Annotated in this window: 12 protein-coding genes and 2 tRNA genes; 8 read left to right on the plus strand and 6 right to left on the minus strand. The window is 38.7% G+C overall.

Annotation, left to right across the window (positions count from 1 at the left end; genetic code table 11):
- Positions 1-187: 187 nt before the first annotated feature.
- The 8 genes from MTCD1_RS16205 (at position 188) to MTCD1_RS16240 (ending at position 10,471) form a co-directional block, all read left to right on the plus strand.
- A tRNA-Pro gene (locus MTCD1_RS16205) sits at positions 188-264 on the plus strand.
- A gap of 114 nt (positions 265-378) precedes the next feature.
- A tRNA-Pro gene (locus MTCD1_RS16210) sits at positions 379-455 on the plus strand.
- A gap of 1,273 nt (positions 456-1,728) precedes the next feature.
- A complete protein-coding gene (tig, locus tag MTCD1_RS16215; protein WP_057181755.1) occupies positions 1,729-3,036 on the plus strand; it encodes a trigger factor in 1,308 nt (435 codons plus the stop codon).
- Positions 3,037-3,157: 121 nt separating this feature from the next.
- Positions 3,158-3,820 (plus strand): ATP-dependent Clp endopeptidase proteolytic subunit ClpP, encoded by a 663-nt coding sequence (gene clpP / locus MTCD1_RS16220; protein WP_082606562.1) that lies wholly within the window; start codon positions 3,158-3,160, stop codon positions 3,818-3,820.
- 75 nt (positions 3,821-3,895) lie between these two features.
- Positions 3,896-5,170: an ATP-dependent protease ATP-binding subunit ClpX gene (clpX, locus tag MTCD1_RS16225; protein WP_057181754.1), complete on the plus strand. Its 1,275-nt coding sequence runs from the start codon at positions 3,896-3,898 to the stop codon at positions 5,168-5,170.
- 231 nt (positions 5,171-5,401) lie between these two features.
- Entirely contained in the window at positions 5,402-7,750 is a 2,349-nt protein-coding gene (gene lon / locus MTCD1_RS16230) for an endopeptidase La (RefSeq protein ID WP_057181753.1), read from the plus strand.
- Positions 7,751-8,044: 294 nt separating this feature from the next.
- Positions 8,045-8,317, plus strand: coding sequence for a nucleoid-associated protein HU-beta (gene hupB / locus MTCD1_RS16235; RefSeq protein ID WP_011044534.1), 273 nt, complete (start codon positions 8,045-8,047; stop codon positions 8,315-8,317).
- 237 nt (positions 8,318-8,554) lie between these two features.
- On the plus strand, positions 8,555-10,471 hold the full coding sequence (locus MTCD1_RS16240; protein WP_057181752.1) for a SurA N-terminal domain-containing protein: 1,917 nt from the start codon (positions 8,555-8,557) through the stop codon (positions 10,469-10,471).
- A 187-nt stretch (positions 10,472-10,658) separates the two neighbouring features.
- On the opposite strand, the gene MTCD1_RS16245 is transcribed toward MTCD1_RS16240, so the two are convergent.
- The 6 genes from MTCD1_RS16245 to pspF all read right to left on the minus strand — a co-directional run bounded on the left by MTCD1_RS16245 (position 10,659) and on the right by pspF (position 17,269).
- Positions 10,659-11,435, minus strand: coding sequence for a peptide ABC transporter ATP-binding protein (locus MTCD1_RS16245; RefSeq protein WP_057181751.1), 777 nt, complete (start codon positions 11,433-11,435; stop codon positions 10,659-10,661).
- A 1-nt stretch (position 11,436) separates the two neighbouring features.
- On the minus strand, positions 11,437-12,471 hold the full coding sequence (locus tag MTCD1_RS16250) for a peptide ABC transporter ATP-binding protein (protein WP_057181750.1): 1,035 nt from the start codon (positions 12,469-12,471) through the stop codon (positions 11,437-11,439).
- A 103-nt stretch (positions 12,472-12,574) separates the two neighbouring features.
- Positions 12,575-13,468, minus strand: a complete 894-nt coding sequence (locus MTCD1_RS16255) for an ABC transporter permease subunit (protein WP_057181749.1) — start codon at positions 13,466-13,468, stop codon at positions 12,575-12,577.
- Positions 13,458-14,486: an ABC transporter permease gene (locus MTCD1_RS16260; RefSeq protein WP_057181748.1), complete on the minus strand. Its 1,029-nt coding sequence runs from the start codon at positions 14,484-14,486 to the stop codon at positions 13,458-13,460. Before MTCD1_RS16260 ends, MTCD1_RS16255 begins: the two co-directional genes overlap by 11 nt.
- 1 nt (position 14,487) lies before the next feature.
- Entirely contained in the window at positions 14,488-16,173 is a 1,686-nt protein-coding gene (locus MTCD1_RS16265; protein ID WP_231733069.1) for an ABC transporter substrate-binding protein, read from the minus strand.
- Entirely contained in the window at positions 16,148-17,269 is a 1,122-nt protein-coding gene (gene pspF / locus MTCD1_RS16270) for a phage shock protein operon transcriptional activator (RefSeq protein WP_057181746.1), read from the minus strand. The genes MTCD1_RS16265 and pspF overlap by 26 nt, the downstream gene beginning before the upstream one ends.
- Positions 17,270-17,422: the final 153 nt, after the last annotated feature.

The following is a 17,422-nucleotide window of genomic DNA, read 5'->3' on the forward strand; positions in this document are numbered from 1 at the left end:
GATTAGCGCAGCTTGGTAGCGCACTTGGTTTGGGTCCAAGGGGTCGCAAGTTCGAATCTTGCATCACCGACCACTTTCTCTTTCTGCAATATAAATACAGTCTCTATTTAATACTCATGATAATATTTCATCAGGGCTAGAGTTAAAATCTTAATTACTCTGCTATTGGAATATTGACTGCATATATCGGTGATTAGCGCAGCTTGGTAGCGCACTTGGTTTGGGTCCAAGGGGTCGCAAGTTCGAATCTTGCATCACCGACCACTTTCTCTTTCTGCAATATAAATACAGTCTCTATTTAATACTCATGATAATATTTCATCAGGGCTAGAGTTAAAATCTTAATTACTCTGCTATTGGAATATTGACTGCATATATCGGTGATTAGCGCAGCTTGGTAGCGCACTTGGTTTGGGTCCAAGGGGTCGCAAGTTCGAATCTTGCATCACCGACCACTTTCTCTCACAAACTGAACTGCTACACCACACCGCATTTAATACTTAAGCTGTACTCTGTTTAATAGCCAGTTAAGATCTTGAATTATAATACTTAAGTTTTTCTAATTGCTTTTACTTGTGGTTATTTTAGTCAAGGCGAATTTTCGTGACAATAGCGGGCCTATTGCAGGTTAATTTAACGTAGATATCAGTAACCTGACGGCTAGAGCAACAAGTATTGAGATAAACTCCGCCTAACCTCTACTCGGGTTACTTAATAGCAATTTCATGCAATTATTACTCGCTTGTGCTGGTTAAAATACGCCAAGGCGGCGTTGCACTACATTTCTCATGCTAATTTACTTTCCGTGTTAGCTTATACCAAATCCATTAAGTTAGTTCCCACTCAGAGCTTGCCAGTGATTTGAGAACAAACAGAATTTTTTTGCATATAGTTATTCTATATGAAATAAACTATGTGCAGTTATCGAGTCGCGGGAAAGCTCCCGAAGGGCGAATACCTAATAAAAGGTAAAGGCTTACAAGCAGCGTTATTGATGTTGAGAAGGGAATAACCATTCTCTTCAATCAATGCCTTGCCTCTAAACCTTTTAAACCTCGCTGAATGTGAAGAAACTTATTGGAATTGGTATTTAGTTTATCTATCAAAGTATATAGCCGTACAACGTCAAGGGGTAAGATTGAGTGGCAATTAAAAACGTTAGCTAAGGCCTTCTTGGAAAATAATGGTTGTTTAGGATAATACGCTCAGGATAATTGCTCCTGCATTATCTAATAAGGTACTTCCTGTACCGTCTGCATTCGCTATTAAGCTGCAGCCATGCAGCGTCCTTAATACCCTGAATAACGCGGTATAAAGCCTGTTAAAGCCCACCGAAGGCGAATGTAGAGCAATATCACTTCGTTGTTGCTGCAATTATGTAAGGGAATGTCATGACTTCATTGCTGCGCCTAAAAGTGACTTTGCACTGTGCTGCTGAACATGCATCTTGAAGTATAACAGCTATATAGCTTGTTTTTAGCTGAAAAAATCATGCTTAGCGGGAGGTGATGATTTGTCAAATTGTTAGCGAATAGCGTTGAATGGGGGAAAAATATTCAATGGTTAAAACTTACACCTTGCAACTTTTTTTTGCTCTAGCTATAATTTGGCGTCATATTTTTGTAACAGGGCATCATTTTGTCACAAATTTGGTAATGAATACCAAAGATGTTGACTATTAATTGGTGCGTAAAAAAGCGTTATACGCTAAGTTTTTGAGGTATTTAAATGCAAGTTTCAGTTGAAACTACCCAAGGTTTGGAACGTCGTCTGACTATTTCTGTTCCGGCCGAAAAAGTAGATGTAGAAGTTAAAAATCGTCTTCGTCAAATGAGTAAAACACAGCGTATTAACGGTTTCCGTCCAGGTAAAGTGCCAGCGTCAGTTATTCAAAAACGCTTCGGTAAATCAGTACGTCAAGAAGTTGCTGGTGAAATCATGCAGCGTAATTTTGTCGATGCTATTGTTGCAGAAAAAATCAATCCAGCGGGTCGTCCTTCATTTGTTGCTAAAAGCAATGAAGATGGCAAAGCATTAGAGTTTGAAGCAACTTTTGAAGTGTATCCTGAAGTTGAATTAAAAGATTTAGATAAAATCACTATTGAGCGTCCACAAGTGGAAGTGACTGATGCTGATTTAGATGAAATGTTTGTTACGCTGCAAAAGCAACACCAAACATGGAAAGAGCACAAAGGTGAGAGTAAAGAAGGCGATAAGTTAACACTTGATTTTTCTGGTCGTGTCGACGGTGAAGACTTTGACGGTGGTAAAGCTGAAAGTTTTGAATTAGAACTTGGCGCTGGTCGTATGATCCCTGGTTTTGAAAAAGAAGTTACGGGCATGAAAACCGGTGACGAAAAAACTATCAAGGTAACTTTCCCTGAAGATTATCATGCAGAAAAGCTTAAAGGTAAAGATGCAGAGTTTGATATTGTTGTTCATAAAATTGAAACGCCAGAACTGCCAGAAATCGATGAAGTCTTTGCAAAACTATTCGGTATTGAAGAAGGTGGTGTTGAAGCTTTACGTGTTGAAGTAAGAAAAAACATGACACGTGAATTAACACAAGCAGTTAAAGCTAAAGTTAAAACACAAGTTCTTGATGGTTTATTAGCTGGACATGACGTTGATTTACCAGCAGCACTTGTCACTCAAGAAGTTGATGTTTTACGTCAACAAGCGATGCAACGTTTCCAAGGGAAAATGGACCCTAAAAATCTGCCACAACTTCCAACAGAAATGTTCACAGAGCAAGCAGAACGTCGTGTTAAAATCGGTTTGCTTTTAGGTGAAGTAATTAAGGTTAATGAACTTAAAGTTGATGAAACTAAAGTAAATGAACTAATTACTTCTGCGGCTTCAGCTTACGAAGACCCTAAAGAAGTTGTTGAGTACTATGCTAAAAATAAAGAACTGATGCAGCAGATGCAAAACGTTGCTTTAGAAGAGCAAGCCGTTGAGCTTTTAGTTGAAAAAGCTGACGTTGCTGATAAAAAATCAAGCTTCAAAGAGATAATGAACCCAGAAGCTAAATAATATTAAGTAAAGCTGAAGTTTATCGCAGTTTTGCATTGACAATAGACTCAGCAATCGCTTAAATTTAATGGCTTGTATGGCAACATACGGGCCATTATATTCATTAAGGGAAGGTATACTCTTGTTTAATTCTCAAATTACATCACAAAGTTCATTTCAGGTTTCATCACAAAGCAGTACTACAGGTATCGAAAGCACATTAGTGCCTATGGTTGTTGAGCAAACCCCTAAAGGTGAACGTTCATATGATATATACTCAAGGCTGCTAAAAGAGCGGGTAATCTTCCTTTGTGGCCCAGTTGAAGATCATATGGCTAACCTGATTATTGCGCAGTTATTATACTTGGAGTCTGAAAGCCCAGATAAAGATATTTTTCTTTATATAAATTCACCCGGTGGTTCAGTCACTGCAGGTCTGGCAATTTATGACACGATGAAATTTATCAAGTCGAATGTCAGCACTGTCTGTATTGGTCAAGCGGCAAGTATGGGCGCTTTTCTATTATCCGGTGGTGAGAAAGGCAAACGATACTGTTTGCCAAACGCCCGGGTGATGATTCATCAACCTTTAGGTGGTTTCCAAGGACAAGCATCAGATATTGAAATTCATGCTAAAGAAATTTTATACATAAAAGATAAACTTAACCGATTAATGGCTGAACATACTGGCCAGACGTTAGAACAAGTTTCTAAAGATACAGACAGAGATAATTTTTTAAGTGCAGAAGATGCGGTTGAATATGGATTAGTAGACTCTATATTAGAACAACGTGACGATAAATAAGATTTCGGTGTATACTTAGCAGTGTAGAACGAGAAATAAATGGATTTATTGGTATTATAAGTTTAGAGGTAGGGCATGACCGATATTAAAAGTGGTGGTGATAGTGGTAAATTACTTTACTGTTCATTTTGTGGCAAAAGCCAACATGAAGTACGTAAATTAATTGCTGGTCCATCAGTCTTTGTTTGTGATGAATGTGTAGAACTGTGTAATGACATTATTCGCGAAGAAATTTCTGAAATTTCGCCAAAAGAAAGTAAGGAGGCGTTACCTTCTCCTATCGAAATCCGTGAAAAGCTTGATGACTATGTTATTGGTCAAGACCACGCGAAAAAAGTATTAGCGGTAGCCGTTTATAATCACTATAAACGTCTGCGTAAAGGTGATAATCATAATGGTGTTGAACTGGGTAAAAGTAACATTTTACTTATTGGACCAACGGGTAGTGGTAAAACGTTATTAGCACAAACCTTGGCTCGATTACTGGATGTGCCATTTACTATCGCAGATGCAACCACATTAACCGAAGCCGGTTATGTTGGTGAAGATGTTGAAAATATTATCCAAAAGTTATTGCAAAAGTGTGATTACGATGTGGAAAAAGCACAGCGTGGTATTGTTTACATTGATGAAATTGATAAGATTTCACGTAAATCAGATAACCCGTCTATAACCCGTGATGTTTCAGGTGAAGGTGTACAGCAAGCCTTATTAAAACTTATTGAAGGAACTATTGCCTCGGTACCACCGCAAGGTGGGCGTAAACACCCGCAGCAAGAGTTTTTACAAGTGGATACCTCCAAGATCCTCTTTATTTGTGGTGGTGCCTTTTCTGGTTTAGATAAAGTTATTGAACAACGTTGTCATACTGGTACAGGTATTGGCTTTGGCGCAGATGTTCGTGGTAAAGATCAGCAAAAATCTTTAACGGATCGCTTAGCTGAAGTTGAGCCGGAAGATTTAGTTAAATACGGTTTAATTCCTGAGTTTATTGGCCGTCTACCTGTGGTAGCTACATTACGTGAACTGGATGAAGACGCACTTATTCAAATTCTTAAAGAGCCTAAAAATGCCCTAACTAAGCAGTTTTGTGCTTTATTTGAGATGGAGGATGTTGAGTTAGAGTTCAGGGAAGATGCTCTGCATGCTGTGGCGCGTAAGGCAATGAAGCGGAAGACAGGTGCTCGTGGTTTACGTTCAATTGTTGAAGCAGTTTTACTCGATACCATGTATGAATTACCATCAATGGATAATGTCAGTAAAATTGTGGTTGATGAAAAGTGCATCAATGGTGAAAGTCAGCCTATTGTTATTTATGGCAATAAGAAAGAGAAAGTAGCGGCTAAATAATTTTTAGCACTGTTATATCGCTATACAGAAAATATATTATCCTCAACGAGTATATAATTATTACCTTTTATAATTACTTACTTGTTGAGGATTTTTTGATCTCATCGCTTAAAAATAGTATGTTTGGCTCTTTATTTTTTATCTTTTGTTGAAAGTTAACAGCCTAGCCCCATATAGTTTCTATAGCTTTATTTTTATATTAATTAAAACAATTCCCAAGAAGAGTAACCAATGAGTAAAGAATTATCTGGTGTCGTTGAGATCCCCGTTTTAGCCTTAAGAGATGTTGTTGTTTACCCGCAAATGGTTATCCCCCTTTTTGTCGGTCGTGAAAAATCCATCCGTTGTTTAGATTTAGCCATGGAACAGGATAAACAAGTATTTCTTGTTGCCCAAAAAGATGCCGCCATAGATGACCCTAAAGCAGAAGATGTATACACCACAGGGACAGTAGCGACCATTTTACAAATGTTAAAGTTGCCCGACGGTACGGTAAAAGTTCTGGTAGAAGGTTCCCAGCGCGCAACAATAAAGAAATTTATTGAAACAGATGAGTATTTTAGCGCAGAAATTGAATATATTAAGCCAAATACAGATCTTGGTGATGATATTGAAGTCTTGATCCGCTCAGCAATTTCTCAATTTGAAGGTTATGTAAAGCTTAATAAAAAAATCCCGCCGGAAGTACTCACTTCGGTATCAGGTATAGATGACCCTGAACAACTTGCCGATACTATGGCCGCGCATATGCCTCTTAAGCTGGCTGATAAGCAAAAGATTTTAGAAATTATTGATGTTAATGTTCGATTAGAGCATTTGATGGCATTGATGGAAGGGGAAATCGACTTACTGCAAATTGAAAAGAAAATTCGTACCCGTGTTAAAAAGCAAATGGAAAAAAGTCAGCGAGATTATTACTTGAATGAGCAAATGAAAGCCATTCAAAAAGAGTTAAATGAGGGCGAAGATACTCCTGATGAGCTTGAACAAATGGCTAAGGGTATAGAAGAGGCGAAAATGCCGAGTGAAGCGAAAGAGAAAACCTTAGCTGAGCTGCAAAAGCTGAAAATGATGTCGCCTATGTCGGCAGAAGCAACGGTGGTAAGGAGTTATATTGACTGTATGATCAATGTACCTTGGAAAAAACGCAGTAAATTAAAGCGTAATCTTACTGTTGCCCAAGAAGTACTTGATAAAGACCATTTTGGTTTAGATAAGGTTAAAGAGCATATTTTAGAGTACTTAGCCGTACAACAACGTGTAAACCAGTTAAAAGGACCTATTCTATGCTTAGTTGGACCTCCTGGTGTTGGTAAAACATCGCTAGGTCAATCCATTGCTAAAGCCACTGGCCGAAAATATGTGCGCATGGCATTAGGTGGCATTCGTGATGAAGCTGAAATTCGTGGTCATCGCCGTACTTATATTGGCTCGCTGCCAGGTAAGTTAATCCAGAAAATATCAAAAGTAGGCGTTAAAAATCCGCTTTTCTTATTGGATGAAATCGATAAAATGTCTTCTGATATGCGTGGTGATCCTGCCTCTGCTTTACTTGAAGTGTTAGACCCAGAACAAAACACCACGTTTAATGATCACTATTTAGAAGTTGATTATGATTTATCTGAGGTCATGTTTGTTGCGACATCAAATAGTATGAATATTCCTGCAGCATTGTTAGACCGTATGGAAGTTATTCGCTTGTCCGGCTATACCGAAGATGAAAAACTCAATATTGCTAAAAATCATTTACTCAATAAGCAAATTGAGCGAAATGGCTTGAAAGCTAACGAAATCGACATTGATGACAGTGCTATTATTGGCATTATCCGCTATTACACCCGTGAAGCAGGGGTACGTAATTTAGAGCGTGAAATATCTAAATTATGTCGTAAAGTGGTCAAAGCAATTTTACTTGATAAAAAGTTAACTAAAGTCACCATCAATCAAGAAAATCTTAATAAGTTTTTAGGTGTGCAACGCTTTGACTACGGTAAAGCCGATGATAAGAACCGTGTTGGCCTAGTAACCGGCTTAGCTTGGACTCAAGTTGGTGGCGAGCTACTGACCATAGAAACTGCCTCAGTACCCGGTAAGGGTAAGTTGACTTATACCGGTTCCTTGGGCAAGGTTATGCAGGAGTCTATTCAAGCCGCTATGACAGTGGTGCGAAGTCGTACTAAAAAATTGCGTATCAATGAAGATTTTCACGAAAAACGTGATATCCATGTTCATGTTCCTGAAGGGGCAACACCAAAAGATGGTCCAAGTGCCGGTGTCGGTATGTGTACGGCATTAGTGTCAAGCCTTACCGGAAATCCAGTAAGAGCAGACGTAGCCATGACCGGTGAAATCACCCTTCGTGGTGAAGTTCTTGCCATTGGTGGTTTAAAAGAGAAGTTACTTGCAGCTCATCGTGGTGGTATAAAAACGGTCATTATACCCCATGAAAACGTACGTGATTTAGAAGAAATTCCGGAAAATGTTAAAGCCGAATTGTCTATTCACCCAGTGAAATGGATAGATGAGGTACTTGCCATAGCGCTTGAACACCCAGTAGAACAATGGAAGGTTGAAAAGTAATTTGTTCAAAGCTTGGTCTTTTTTGATGCTTTATATCGAAAAAGGCTGGAAAAGTTAAAATAATTGCCAAAAATAGCAATTTTCGCTTTGCAAACGCTCAAACTATGGTAAGTTATCTACGCTTATATCGCTAGACCCCTTATTCTCTATGTTATATAGATGAATTGACGGGAACTAGAAAGCAAAATATTTTCTACACTCAACGCTTCAAGGATTCCATTGAAATCATATTTCAATGGACTGCATTAATAAAAAGCATAGCGTTGTATAATAACAATTGAAGGGGTATACACTGTGAATAAATCTCAACTAATCGAGAAAATTGCTGCTGGTGCAGACATATCAAAAGCTGCTGCGGGTCGTGCATTAGATTCATTTATTGGCGCTGTAACTGATGAGTTAAAAGACGGCGAGCAAGTTGCTCTTGTTGGTTTTGGTACTTTCTCTGTACGTGACCGTGCTGCACGTACTGGTCGCAACCCTCAAACGGGTGCTACTATCCAAATCGCTGCTGCAAAAATCCCATCTTTCAAAGCGGGTAAAGCATTAAAAGACGCATGTAACTAGTCACCTATTTAGACTAAGTTATACCGCGTATCATAAACCACCTTTTAGGTGGTTTTTTACTTTATACCTTGCATGAAAATAAAAACATCATAATTAATGTGCATTTAGTTCATTTTGTGCTTCAAGATATGTTATTCATCTGCTAAAATCGCGAGCAACTTTAATTTATATCAATTAATCTATTTGTTATAAATATACCTAAGCCTAGTTTTTTTAAGCATAAAAAAAGAGACAAAAATGTTAGAAGATATTCGTGAAAAATCGCAGGGATTGACTGCCAAAATTATTCTTGGTTTGATTATCCTAACCTTCGCTGTGGCAGGTGTTGGCAGTTACAGCAGTTCAGTTGATACCTCAGTTGCTACCGTGAATGGTGAACCCATTAGCTTGCAAGCATTTAATAAAGCTTATCAAGCACAGCGTAGTCGCATGGAACAACAATTTGGTGGCATGTTTGATACCTTATCAAATGATGAAAATTATATGGCTAATTTTCGTCAAGGCGTTTTAGATAGCCTCATTAACGAAAAGCTTATAGATCAAAACAGCGAAGCCTTGGCTATTCGTGTTTCTGATTTGCGTTTAAAAGAAACTATTCGAAATATGCCTGAATTTCAAATTGACGGCGTGTTTGATAATAATCGTTATCTAGCTATCATTAACCAAGCTGGTTTCTTTCAATCCTCTAATTTTCGTGATTATTTAAGAGTTGAAATGACTCGTCGTCAATTAAGCCAAGCATTAGTTAACACAGAGTTTAATTTACCTTACCAAGAAAAATTGCAATTGGCGTTACAAAACCAAACGCGTGATATCCGCTTTGCTACCATTTCTGCACAACAGTTTAAAGCGACAATCCAATTAACGGATGAAGAAGTAAATAATTACTATCTAGCCAATCAAGCTCGCTTTGAAAATAAAGAACAGGTTAAAGTTGACTATATCAGCCTAAATGTGGCTGATATTGCAAAAGACATTAAGGTTACTGATGAAGCGTTAACTAAGTATTACCAAGAGAATTTAGCTAGCTTTACTGAAGTAGAGCAGCGCCGTATTTCTCATATTCTGATTGAATTCACCGATGGCAATGTTGACGATGATGCTGCTAAAACCCAAGCTCAAGCGGTATTAAGTCGTCTTGAGCAAGGTGAAGATTTTGCCGAGCTAGCGAAAGAAGTTTCTCATGATAGCTATAGTGGTGAAAACGGTGGTGATTTAGAATGGTTAGATCCCGGTGTGATGGAAGAAACTTTCGACCAAGCTGCGTTAGCATTAGTTAATGTTGGTGATATGAGTCCACTGGTTACTACTAGTTTTGGTTATCATATATTGCTGTTAACTGACTATAAAGCCGAAGCCGTGCAAGACTTTTCTGAGGTACAAGCTGAATTAAGACTTAAGTTAAGCAACGAGCAAGCACAAGATACATTCTTTACTTTACAGCAAGAAATGGCGCGCATTAGTTTTGAGTTTCCTGATAGCCTAGAAGATGCTGCTGCCGAGGTAAATGTTGCCATACAAACATCTCCTTGGTTATTAAGTCGTGGTAATAGTGTTCCTTTTGATCAAGCAAAAGTTATTGAAGCCGCTTTTTCAGAGATGGTTTTACATGACAATATGAACTCTGACCTTATTGAAGTTAACGATGATCTTGTCTTGGTATTACGCCTCAATACCTACCAAGCTGCGAATATTAAGCCTTTAACGGAAGTTGCCGCGCAAATTAAAGATATTTTAGTTAATCAAAAAGCAACTGAGCAAGCTCAACAAACCGTTGATGCTTTATTGGCCGACTTTAAGGCGGGTACTGATATTTCTACTCGATTAACCGCACTTAATACTAGCTTTGTTAGTAAAGATAAAGTTGCTCGTTATAGCCCAGTAATTGATCAAAGTATCAGTCGTGCTGCGTTTGTCTTACCGCACCCAGTCAATGGTGTTGTTTCAGCATCAACGGTAGCCTTAAGTAATGGTGATCTAGCCATAATTGAAGTTACTGGTGTTGATGTCAGTGAATCTGCGGCCAATCCGAATTTAGCACAACAACAAACGTCTCAGTTAGCACAGTCTGCTTATCAAAGCTTTGTTAACTCGTTAAAAGTGGATGCTACCATTACTCGTAAACAACTTAGCGAGCAGATGTCAGTTTATTAACAGTTAACACCGTTAGTTACCGAAGGTGACAAACGCTGACTAAAAAGCCAATAGCAGTATTCTGCTATTGGCTTTTTATTATGCTTTATTTAGTAAGTGAAATTAATCTGTTTAATCTTGTTTAATCTATTGGCGAATTGAAGTGGAGTAGTTAATGCGGTGACTAAGTTAAGCGAATTGTCTATGTTTACTTTAGTTTGAAATTTTGGCTCATCATCAGTTTTTGCGTTACTTTATGCTGGGGATTACGCATTACCTCAAGGGTTTTTCCTGACTCAACTACCTCGCCATGAGACATTACCAATACATCATCACTGAAATGCCGAACAATACCCAAATTGTGAGAAATTAAAATATAGGCTAAGCCCATCTGTTCCTGTAAATCGAGTAATAAGTTAATCATTTGCGAGCGCAGTGATGGGTCTAACGCCGCTAAGGCTTCATCTAGAATGATAACTTGTGGCTGTAATATAATTGCTCGAGCGAGGGATATTCGCTGTTTTTGCCCGCCTGAAAACATATGAGGATAAAAGTTCATATGATCGCCAAGTAGGCCAACTTTTTGTAAGGTCATTCGAATAAGCTGACGCCGCTGTTTTTCCTCTAAATCGGTATTTAATGTCAAGGGCTCGTCGAGTAGTTGTTGGATAGTTAAACTGGGGTTTAAAGTGGTGCCAGAGTCCTGAAATATCATCCTGATTTGTTGGCACCGTTGTTTAAAACTTTGGCTTTGTAGTAACTGGCCATTGAGGTATATTTTACCCCTAGTTGGTGTTTCCGCCCCTACCAATATCTTCGCTAAGGTCGACTTACCCGAGCCGTTTTCTCCAACAATTGCTAGGGTCTTTTTTGCTTTAATGGTAAACGATACCGGTGCTAAGGCATTAAACTCACGTTTATGATACCAGTAGCCTTTTAGTTTATACGATTTCGATATTTCCTTTACCTCTAATAAAACACTCATCTTAGTTTGTCCCTTTTACTGGTTTGTCTTTTAGCGGCTGTTTTTTTACTGTTTCACGGAGTATCGGGAAGTGACAACTTACTTTGTGACCATGGAAATTACTCACTTTTGGCGCTGAAACACAGGTTTGCTGAGCTCTTGGGCATCGAGGGCCTAGCCGACAACCTATAGGTAAATGTTGTAAAATTGGAATACTACCGGGTAAGGTCATTAATCGCGACTTAGCGGGTAATTGCAGATTTGCTTTGGTACTACTATCAACTAGAGCACGGGTATAAGGGTGCATAGGTTTATTAAATATTTGTTCTGTGGTACCCGCTTCAACAAACTGACCGCTATACATTACCGTGATGGTGTTAGTCCAGTGGGTAATGTTTTCTAAATCATGGCTGATCAATAAAATAGACATGTTTTTTAATTGATTTAGGTTTGCTAATAATCGAAATATTTGCCCTTGATTGGTACTTTCCATAGCCGCTGTTGGCTCATCGGCAATCAATAACATTGGTCGGCCTGCCAAGGCGATTGCTATCATAACGCGTTGACAAATTGCCTCGGTGAGCTGATGAGGGTAACTACTAATACATTGACTATGGTTCTTAATACCCACTTTATGAAGTAATTTTATCACCTCTTTTTTGCGTTGTTTATTACGTTGCCAAAAATAACCAGATAATTGTGAAGTATCAATTGCTTCACTTAATTGTGCCCCGATCAAAGTGGTGGGGTCTAAGCAGCTCATGGGCTCTTGAAATATCATGGCGATATCACGACATAATAATGTTCTACGTTCATCTATTGATAGCCGTAATAAGTCGATGCCACGCCAATGGAAACGGTCGGCATGGACATGCCACTTATCTTCTAAAACCCCGATAATGGCTTGCGCTAATAGTGATTTTCCTGAGCCTGACTCACCGACTAAACCGCGTATTTCGCCTTCTTTTATGGATAAACTTACTCTATCTACTGCCAATATACGGCCATTGGGGGTATCTAACTCAATGGATAAATTTCTAATGTCGAGTAAATTCATAAGCTCTACTTATGCGCAGCTTTAGGCTGAGTGATGAAGGTTAAAAAAAGTAAAACCATATGTTTTTTTACTTTTACTTTGTTTGCTATTTGTGGCAATAACATTAGTTTTCCTTACGCAACTTGAGGGCGTGGCGAATGCCTTCACCCACTAAGTTAGTGGCAACTACGGCGAATAATATCGCTAGACCAGGTAAGTAAACCGTCCATGGCGCTATATAAAAGCGCTCAAGGCCATTGGCTAAAATAGCGCCCCATTCGGGCAAGGGAATTTGTGCCCCTAGCCCTAAAAAGCCTAGTGTGGCGATATCTAATATTGCCGCTGATTGAGCCAGTGTCGCTTGGCTCATTAAGCGCTCAACAATATTTGGGAATACTGAGTAGTACAAAATACGGAAATTACTAGCACCATCAAGGCGCGATGCTAGGACATAATCTTTTCTAAATTCTTCTTTTACAGCATAGCGGGTTATGTGGATAAATTGCGGGATAAAGACTATAGCAATTGCCCAGACAGTGTTACTGATACCCGGACCTAAAATAGCGACAATAATAATGGCGAGTAATAGCGATGGGATAGAGAGTATTACATCGAGAAAGTGATTTAAAAAACTGGACTTAATGCCTTTAGTTAACGCTGAGAGTGAACCAATGACCACGCCGATAACTAAAGAAAAAATCACCACAATAAAACTTAAACCAAAGGTAAGTGAAGTGCCATACATGAGCCGAGATAACATATCTCTGCCAAGCTCATCGGTACCTAACAAATAACTTACATTACCATCTACATGCCAAGCAGGTGGTAATAAAATCATATCTAAATTGCCGTCCACTGGCGAGTAGGGTGATATAATTGGTGCAAAAATAGCTAATAAAATTAGGAAAATAAAACAACAGAAGCCAACCATAGCGACGGGAGTTTTACGAAAAATCCCCCACAACTGCATAAAGGGCGAAGGAAAAACTTCTTCAAGGTATATTTTTTCACGAGCCATGTTTATTACCTCGGGCTAATGGATTGAGCGCCGCATAGATAAAGTCTGTTAAAATATGGATAATAAATATAAAGCATGACAGCACTAATAAACCGCCTTGAATTGCGGTGTAATCTCGCTGATATATACTTTCTATTAGCCATCGACCAATGCCAGGCCAACTAAAAATAACCTCAGTTACCATAGCGATAGTGACTAAATTGGCAAATTGCAAACCCACATGTCGTATTATTTTGATCAGTGCATTACGTATGGCGTGGCGAAAGATTATTTGTTGAAAGCTTAATCCTTTAGCACGAGCCGCTCTGATATAACTGGTGGCTAACACTTCGATCATCGCGGCACGCGACAAACGAATAAAAATAGTCGCGGGTGCTAGGGCTATGACACATGCGGGGAGAATGATATGGGCACTGGCATTACTAAAAGCTTGCCATTTATAGGGGCTATCACTTAATAAAATATCAATAAACTGGATGCCGGTAATAAACTCTATTTCAAACAGTAAGCTGATTTTTCCTGCCGAAGGCAACCAGCCAAGGCCGATGGAAAAAACAAGTATAGCCAGTAAACCTAACCAAAAAACAGGAATGGAATAACCAAGCATAGCTAAAGATAATATCACATGGTCACTGGTTTTATTGTGTTTGATCGCGGCAATAAAACCTAAAGGAATACCGACTGTCATAGCAATAAGTAAAGCCACTAAGCTGAGCTCTATGGTTGCCGGCAGTAATTCTATAATCTCGTTGCTAATGGGCGATTGGCTGGCCATAGATTGACCAAGATCACCATTAAGGATATGAGTTAAATAAGCACCATATTGATTAACAATGCTCTTATCCATTTGGTAAGCTTTATTAAGTTGTGCTAATTCGCTTGCCGTAGCATTAATTTGACCGGAATGATTAATAACGGTATCACCCGGAAATAAAAAACTTAAGCTAAATGATAATAAAGTTAGCACCAACATGGTAAAAATAAATAAGCTGATGCGTCGTAAGGTAAAAATAAGCATCTTAGTTACTCACCTTGTTAACCATGTCAGGATTTTCTATGGTTGGAGCCTTGTTATTGGTATTTATTTTAGCCGCTTGATAAAAACTGATACCACCAAAGTTTGACAATATATCACCTACCACATCGGTACCACGAGCTTGATAGCGCTTTGAATGAGCAATGGGTAATAAAGGCATTTCTTCATTAATTATTACCATAGCCTGAGCATAGTAACGCTTTCTTTGCTTCATATTGGTTGTTTTAAGCGCTTCTTGCAGTAGTTGGTCAAATTCTTTATTACACCAAAAGGTCCGATTATTACCCGTTTCGCTGGCCGAACAACTTAGCATTGGCGTGAAAAAATTATCGGGTTCTGGCGTATCGGCATTCCAGCCTAATAAAAAGCTTTGGTGCTCACCTAAGGATAAGCGACGCAAGAAGGTGCTCCATTCATAACTGACAATTTTCACCTTTACGCCAATTTTTTTTAAATCAGCTTGGATAAGCTTGGCCATGGTTAAGGCATTTGGATTATAAGCTCTTTGCACTGGCATTGCCCATAGGTCCATAGTAAAACCTTGTGCATAACCTGCTATGGCTAATAAAGACTTTGCCCGTATCGGATCATAACCCAATTCAGGGGTTTCACTGTCATAAGCCCATGATGTTTCAGGTAGTATTGATTTAGCCCGGGCTGCTTGAGAGTGGTAAACGGTATTAATGATGGCCTGCTTGTTAATCGCTAAGCTGATAGCTTGGCGCACTAATTTATTATTAAAAGGCTCTTTTTTAGTATTAAAACCAAAGTAACCTACATTTAACGAGGTAATCGACTCCAATATCAAGTCAGTTCTTTCTGCAATTTTTGCATGGGCTATAGGGTAACTACTGACATCACATTCTTTCGCTAACAGTTTAGTTAAGCGACTGGTTTTACTCAGGGTGATATCAAAAACAAGTTGCTCGATTTTTGCTGGTCCTTGCCAATATGAATCATGACGGTAAAAGCGAATTAATGAACCAACCCGGTAATCTTTGAATTTAAACGGTCCGGTACCAATGGGCAGTATATCTATTTTATGCGGTGTACCTTTATTGAGTAGTTTTTCACCGTACTCAGCCGATAATATTACCGCATAATCGGTGGCTAAATTAGCTAAAAAGGAGCTGTCATTACGTTTTAAAATAAAGCGAATGGTGTAATCGTTAATTTTCTCGATTTTTTCAATTAACTCGGCAAATTTAGCACTTTGGAAAAAAGGGTACTGGCCACCAGATACTTGATGATAAGCATGGTTTTTATCTACAATTCGATTAAAGCTAAATAAAACATCATCGGCATTAAGAAATCTTGTCGGGGTAAAGTAGCTCGTTTGATGAAAGTGTACATCTTGACGTAAATAGAAGGTGATTTTTTTACCGTCACGAGTAACATGCCAGGACTTAGCCAGGGAAGGGCCCAAGGTGTTATTGTTCCCTTCATAAACAATAAGGCTGTTATAAAGCTGTTTAGAGGTGGCGTCAGTGGTTGTTCCTGAGGTACTAAGCTGAGGGTTAAACGTTTCTGGCGAGCCCTCAGAGCAATAGATAATACTGCGCTCACTTAACGATAATTTATTACCCTCGTTACATCCAGCGAGCAGACTAACAAAAGCAGTAATAAGTAAAGGGAGTGTTGGCTTAAAGCTCATCGTTAATACTGCCATCAAGCAAGTTATATTTTTTTAGGTAACCTCTTAATTGATGATACGTTAATTCCAGTGCTTCCGCGGTTTTCTTTTGATTAAATTGACAATGGGCTAACGCCGATTGTATTAACTCAATTTCATAATCTTGTGATAATGATTTTAAGGACTGGGGAAACTCTTGCGTCACTGTCTTAGTGGGCAGCTTAGCACTCGATGGCTTAGTCGTTGCGGTTAGTTCAATATCCTCGCTGGTCATACTCTCAGTTACCGTGTTAATGCTACCGCTACGAGCTTTAATTCTGTCATTGGTTTGATTGCTATGCTTTGGTCTATAAGGCGAGTCGAAAGGGTCTATGATTAATTCATGGACGGGCAAATGTGGATTATTACCACGATAAACGCTACGCTCAACCACATTTTTTAACTCACGAATATTACCAGGCCAAGGATATTCAAGCAGGCTACGTTTAGCTTTTTCGGTAAAGCCGCTAAATAATTCAAATTCAAGTTCACGGGCCATGTTGATGGCGAAGTGCTCTGCCAGCATCATGATATCGTCTAAGCGCTCTCTTAACGGTGGTAGCGTGATAACATCAAACGCTAATCTATCTAATAAATCTGCTCTAAATTGTCCCGATGCAGCTAACGTAGGTAAATCTTCATTGGTTGCCGCCACTAAACGTACATCGGTAGTAATGGTTCTTGAGCCACCAACACGCTCAAATTCACCGTATTCAACAACACGTAATAGCTTTTCTTGAATGAGGCCAGAGGTATTAGCAATTTCATCTAAGAATAGTGTGCCTTTATCCGCACGTTCAAATCGTCCTTCATGACGCTTATTTGCACCGGTAAAAGCACCACTATCATAACCAAACAATTCTGTTTCAAGTAAATTCTCATTTAAAGCCGCACAATTAAGTTTTATATAATTTTGTTGCCAGCGTTTAGATAGATAGTGCAAACGAGCCGCAACCAGCTCTTTACCTGTGCCTCGTTCACCAATTATCAGTACGGGTTTACTCAAAGGAGCAATTTGAGATATTTGCTCTAGTACTTCTAAAAAATTATTTGATTGGCCAAGAAGATTATCTTGTTGGTTAAAACGCGCCATAGTAGACTCAAATGTTGGTTTATTTCACTAACAAATAGTGTATTTTATTACTTAGTCGGTTGAAAGTCTTTTTTAAATAAATAATAATGTGATTAAAAACAATATGTTATTATCATTGTTAAAGTTGGCTTAAAAAATGAATATATTAAAATA

The sequence above is a fragment of the Colwellia marinimaniae genome, assembly GCF_002207865.1.
Lineage (GTDB): Bacteria > Pseudomonadota > Gammaproteobacteria > Enterobacterales > Alteromonadaceae > Colwellia > Colwellia marinimaniae.

Bases quoted from the DNA above. Each gene is read 5' to 3' on its own strand.
- tig (WP_057181755.1), top strand. From the start codon at position 1,729: ATGCAAGTTTCAGTTGAAACTACCCAAGGTTTGGAACGTCGTCTGACT.
- clpX (WP_057181754.1), top strand. From the start codon at position 3,896: ATGACCGATATTAAAAGTGGTGGTGATAGTGGTAAATTACTTTACTGT.
- lon (WP_057181753.1), top strand. From the start codon at position 5,402: ATGAGTAAAGAATTATCTGGTGTCGTTGAGATCCCCGTTTTAGCCTTA.
- MTCD1_RS16240 (WP_057181752.1), top strand. From the start codon at position 8,555: ATGTTAGAAGATATTCGTGAAAAATCGCAGGGATTGACTGCCAAAATT.
- MTCD1_RS16245 (WP_057181751.1), bottom strand. From the start codon at position 11,435: ATGAGTGTTTTATTAGAGGTAAAGGAAATATCGAAATCGTATAAACTA.
- MTCD1_RS16250 (WP_057181750.1), bottom strand. From the start codon at position 12,471: ATGAATTTACTCGACATTAGAAATTTATCCATTGAGTTAGATACCCCC.
- MTCD1_RS16255 (WP_057181749.1), bottom strand. From the start codon at position 13,468: ATGGCTCGTGAAAAAATATACCTTGAAGAAGTTTTTCCTTCGCCCTTT.
- MTCD1_RS16260 (WP_057181748.1), bottom strand. From the start codon at position 14,486: ATGCTTATTTTTACCTTACGACGCATCAGCTTATTTATTTTTACCATG.
- MTCD1_RS16265 (WP_231733069.1), bottom strand. From the start codon at position 16,173: ATGGCAGTATTAACGATGAGCTTTAAGCCAACACTCCCTTTACTTATT.
- pspF (WP_057181746.1), bottom strand. From the start codon at position 17,269: ATGGCGCGTTTTAACCAACAAGATAATCTTCTTGGCCAATCAAATAAT.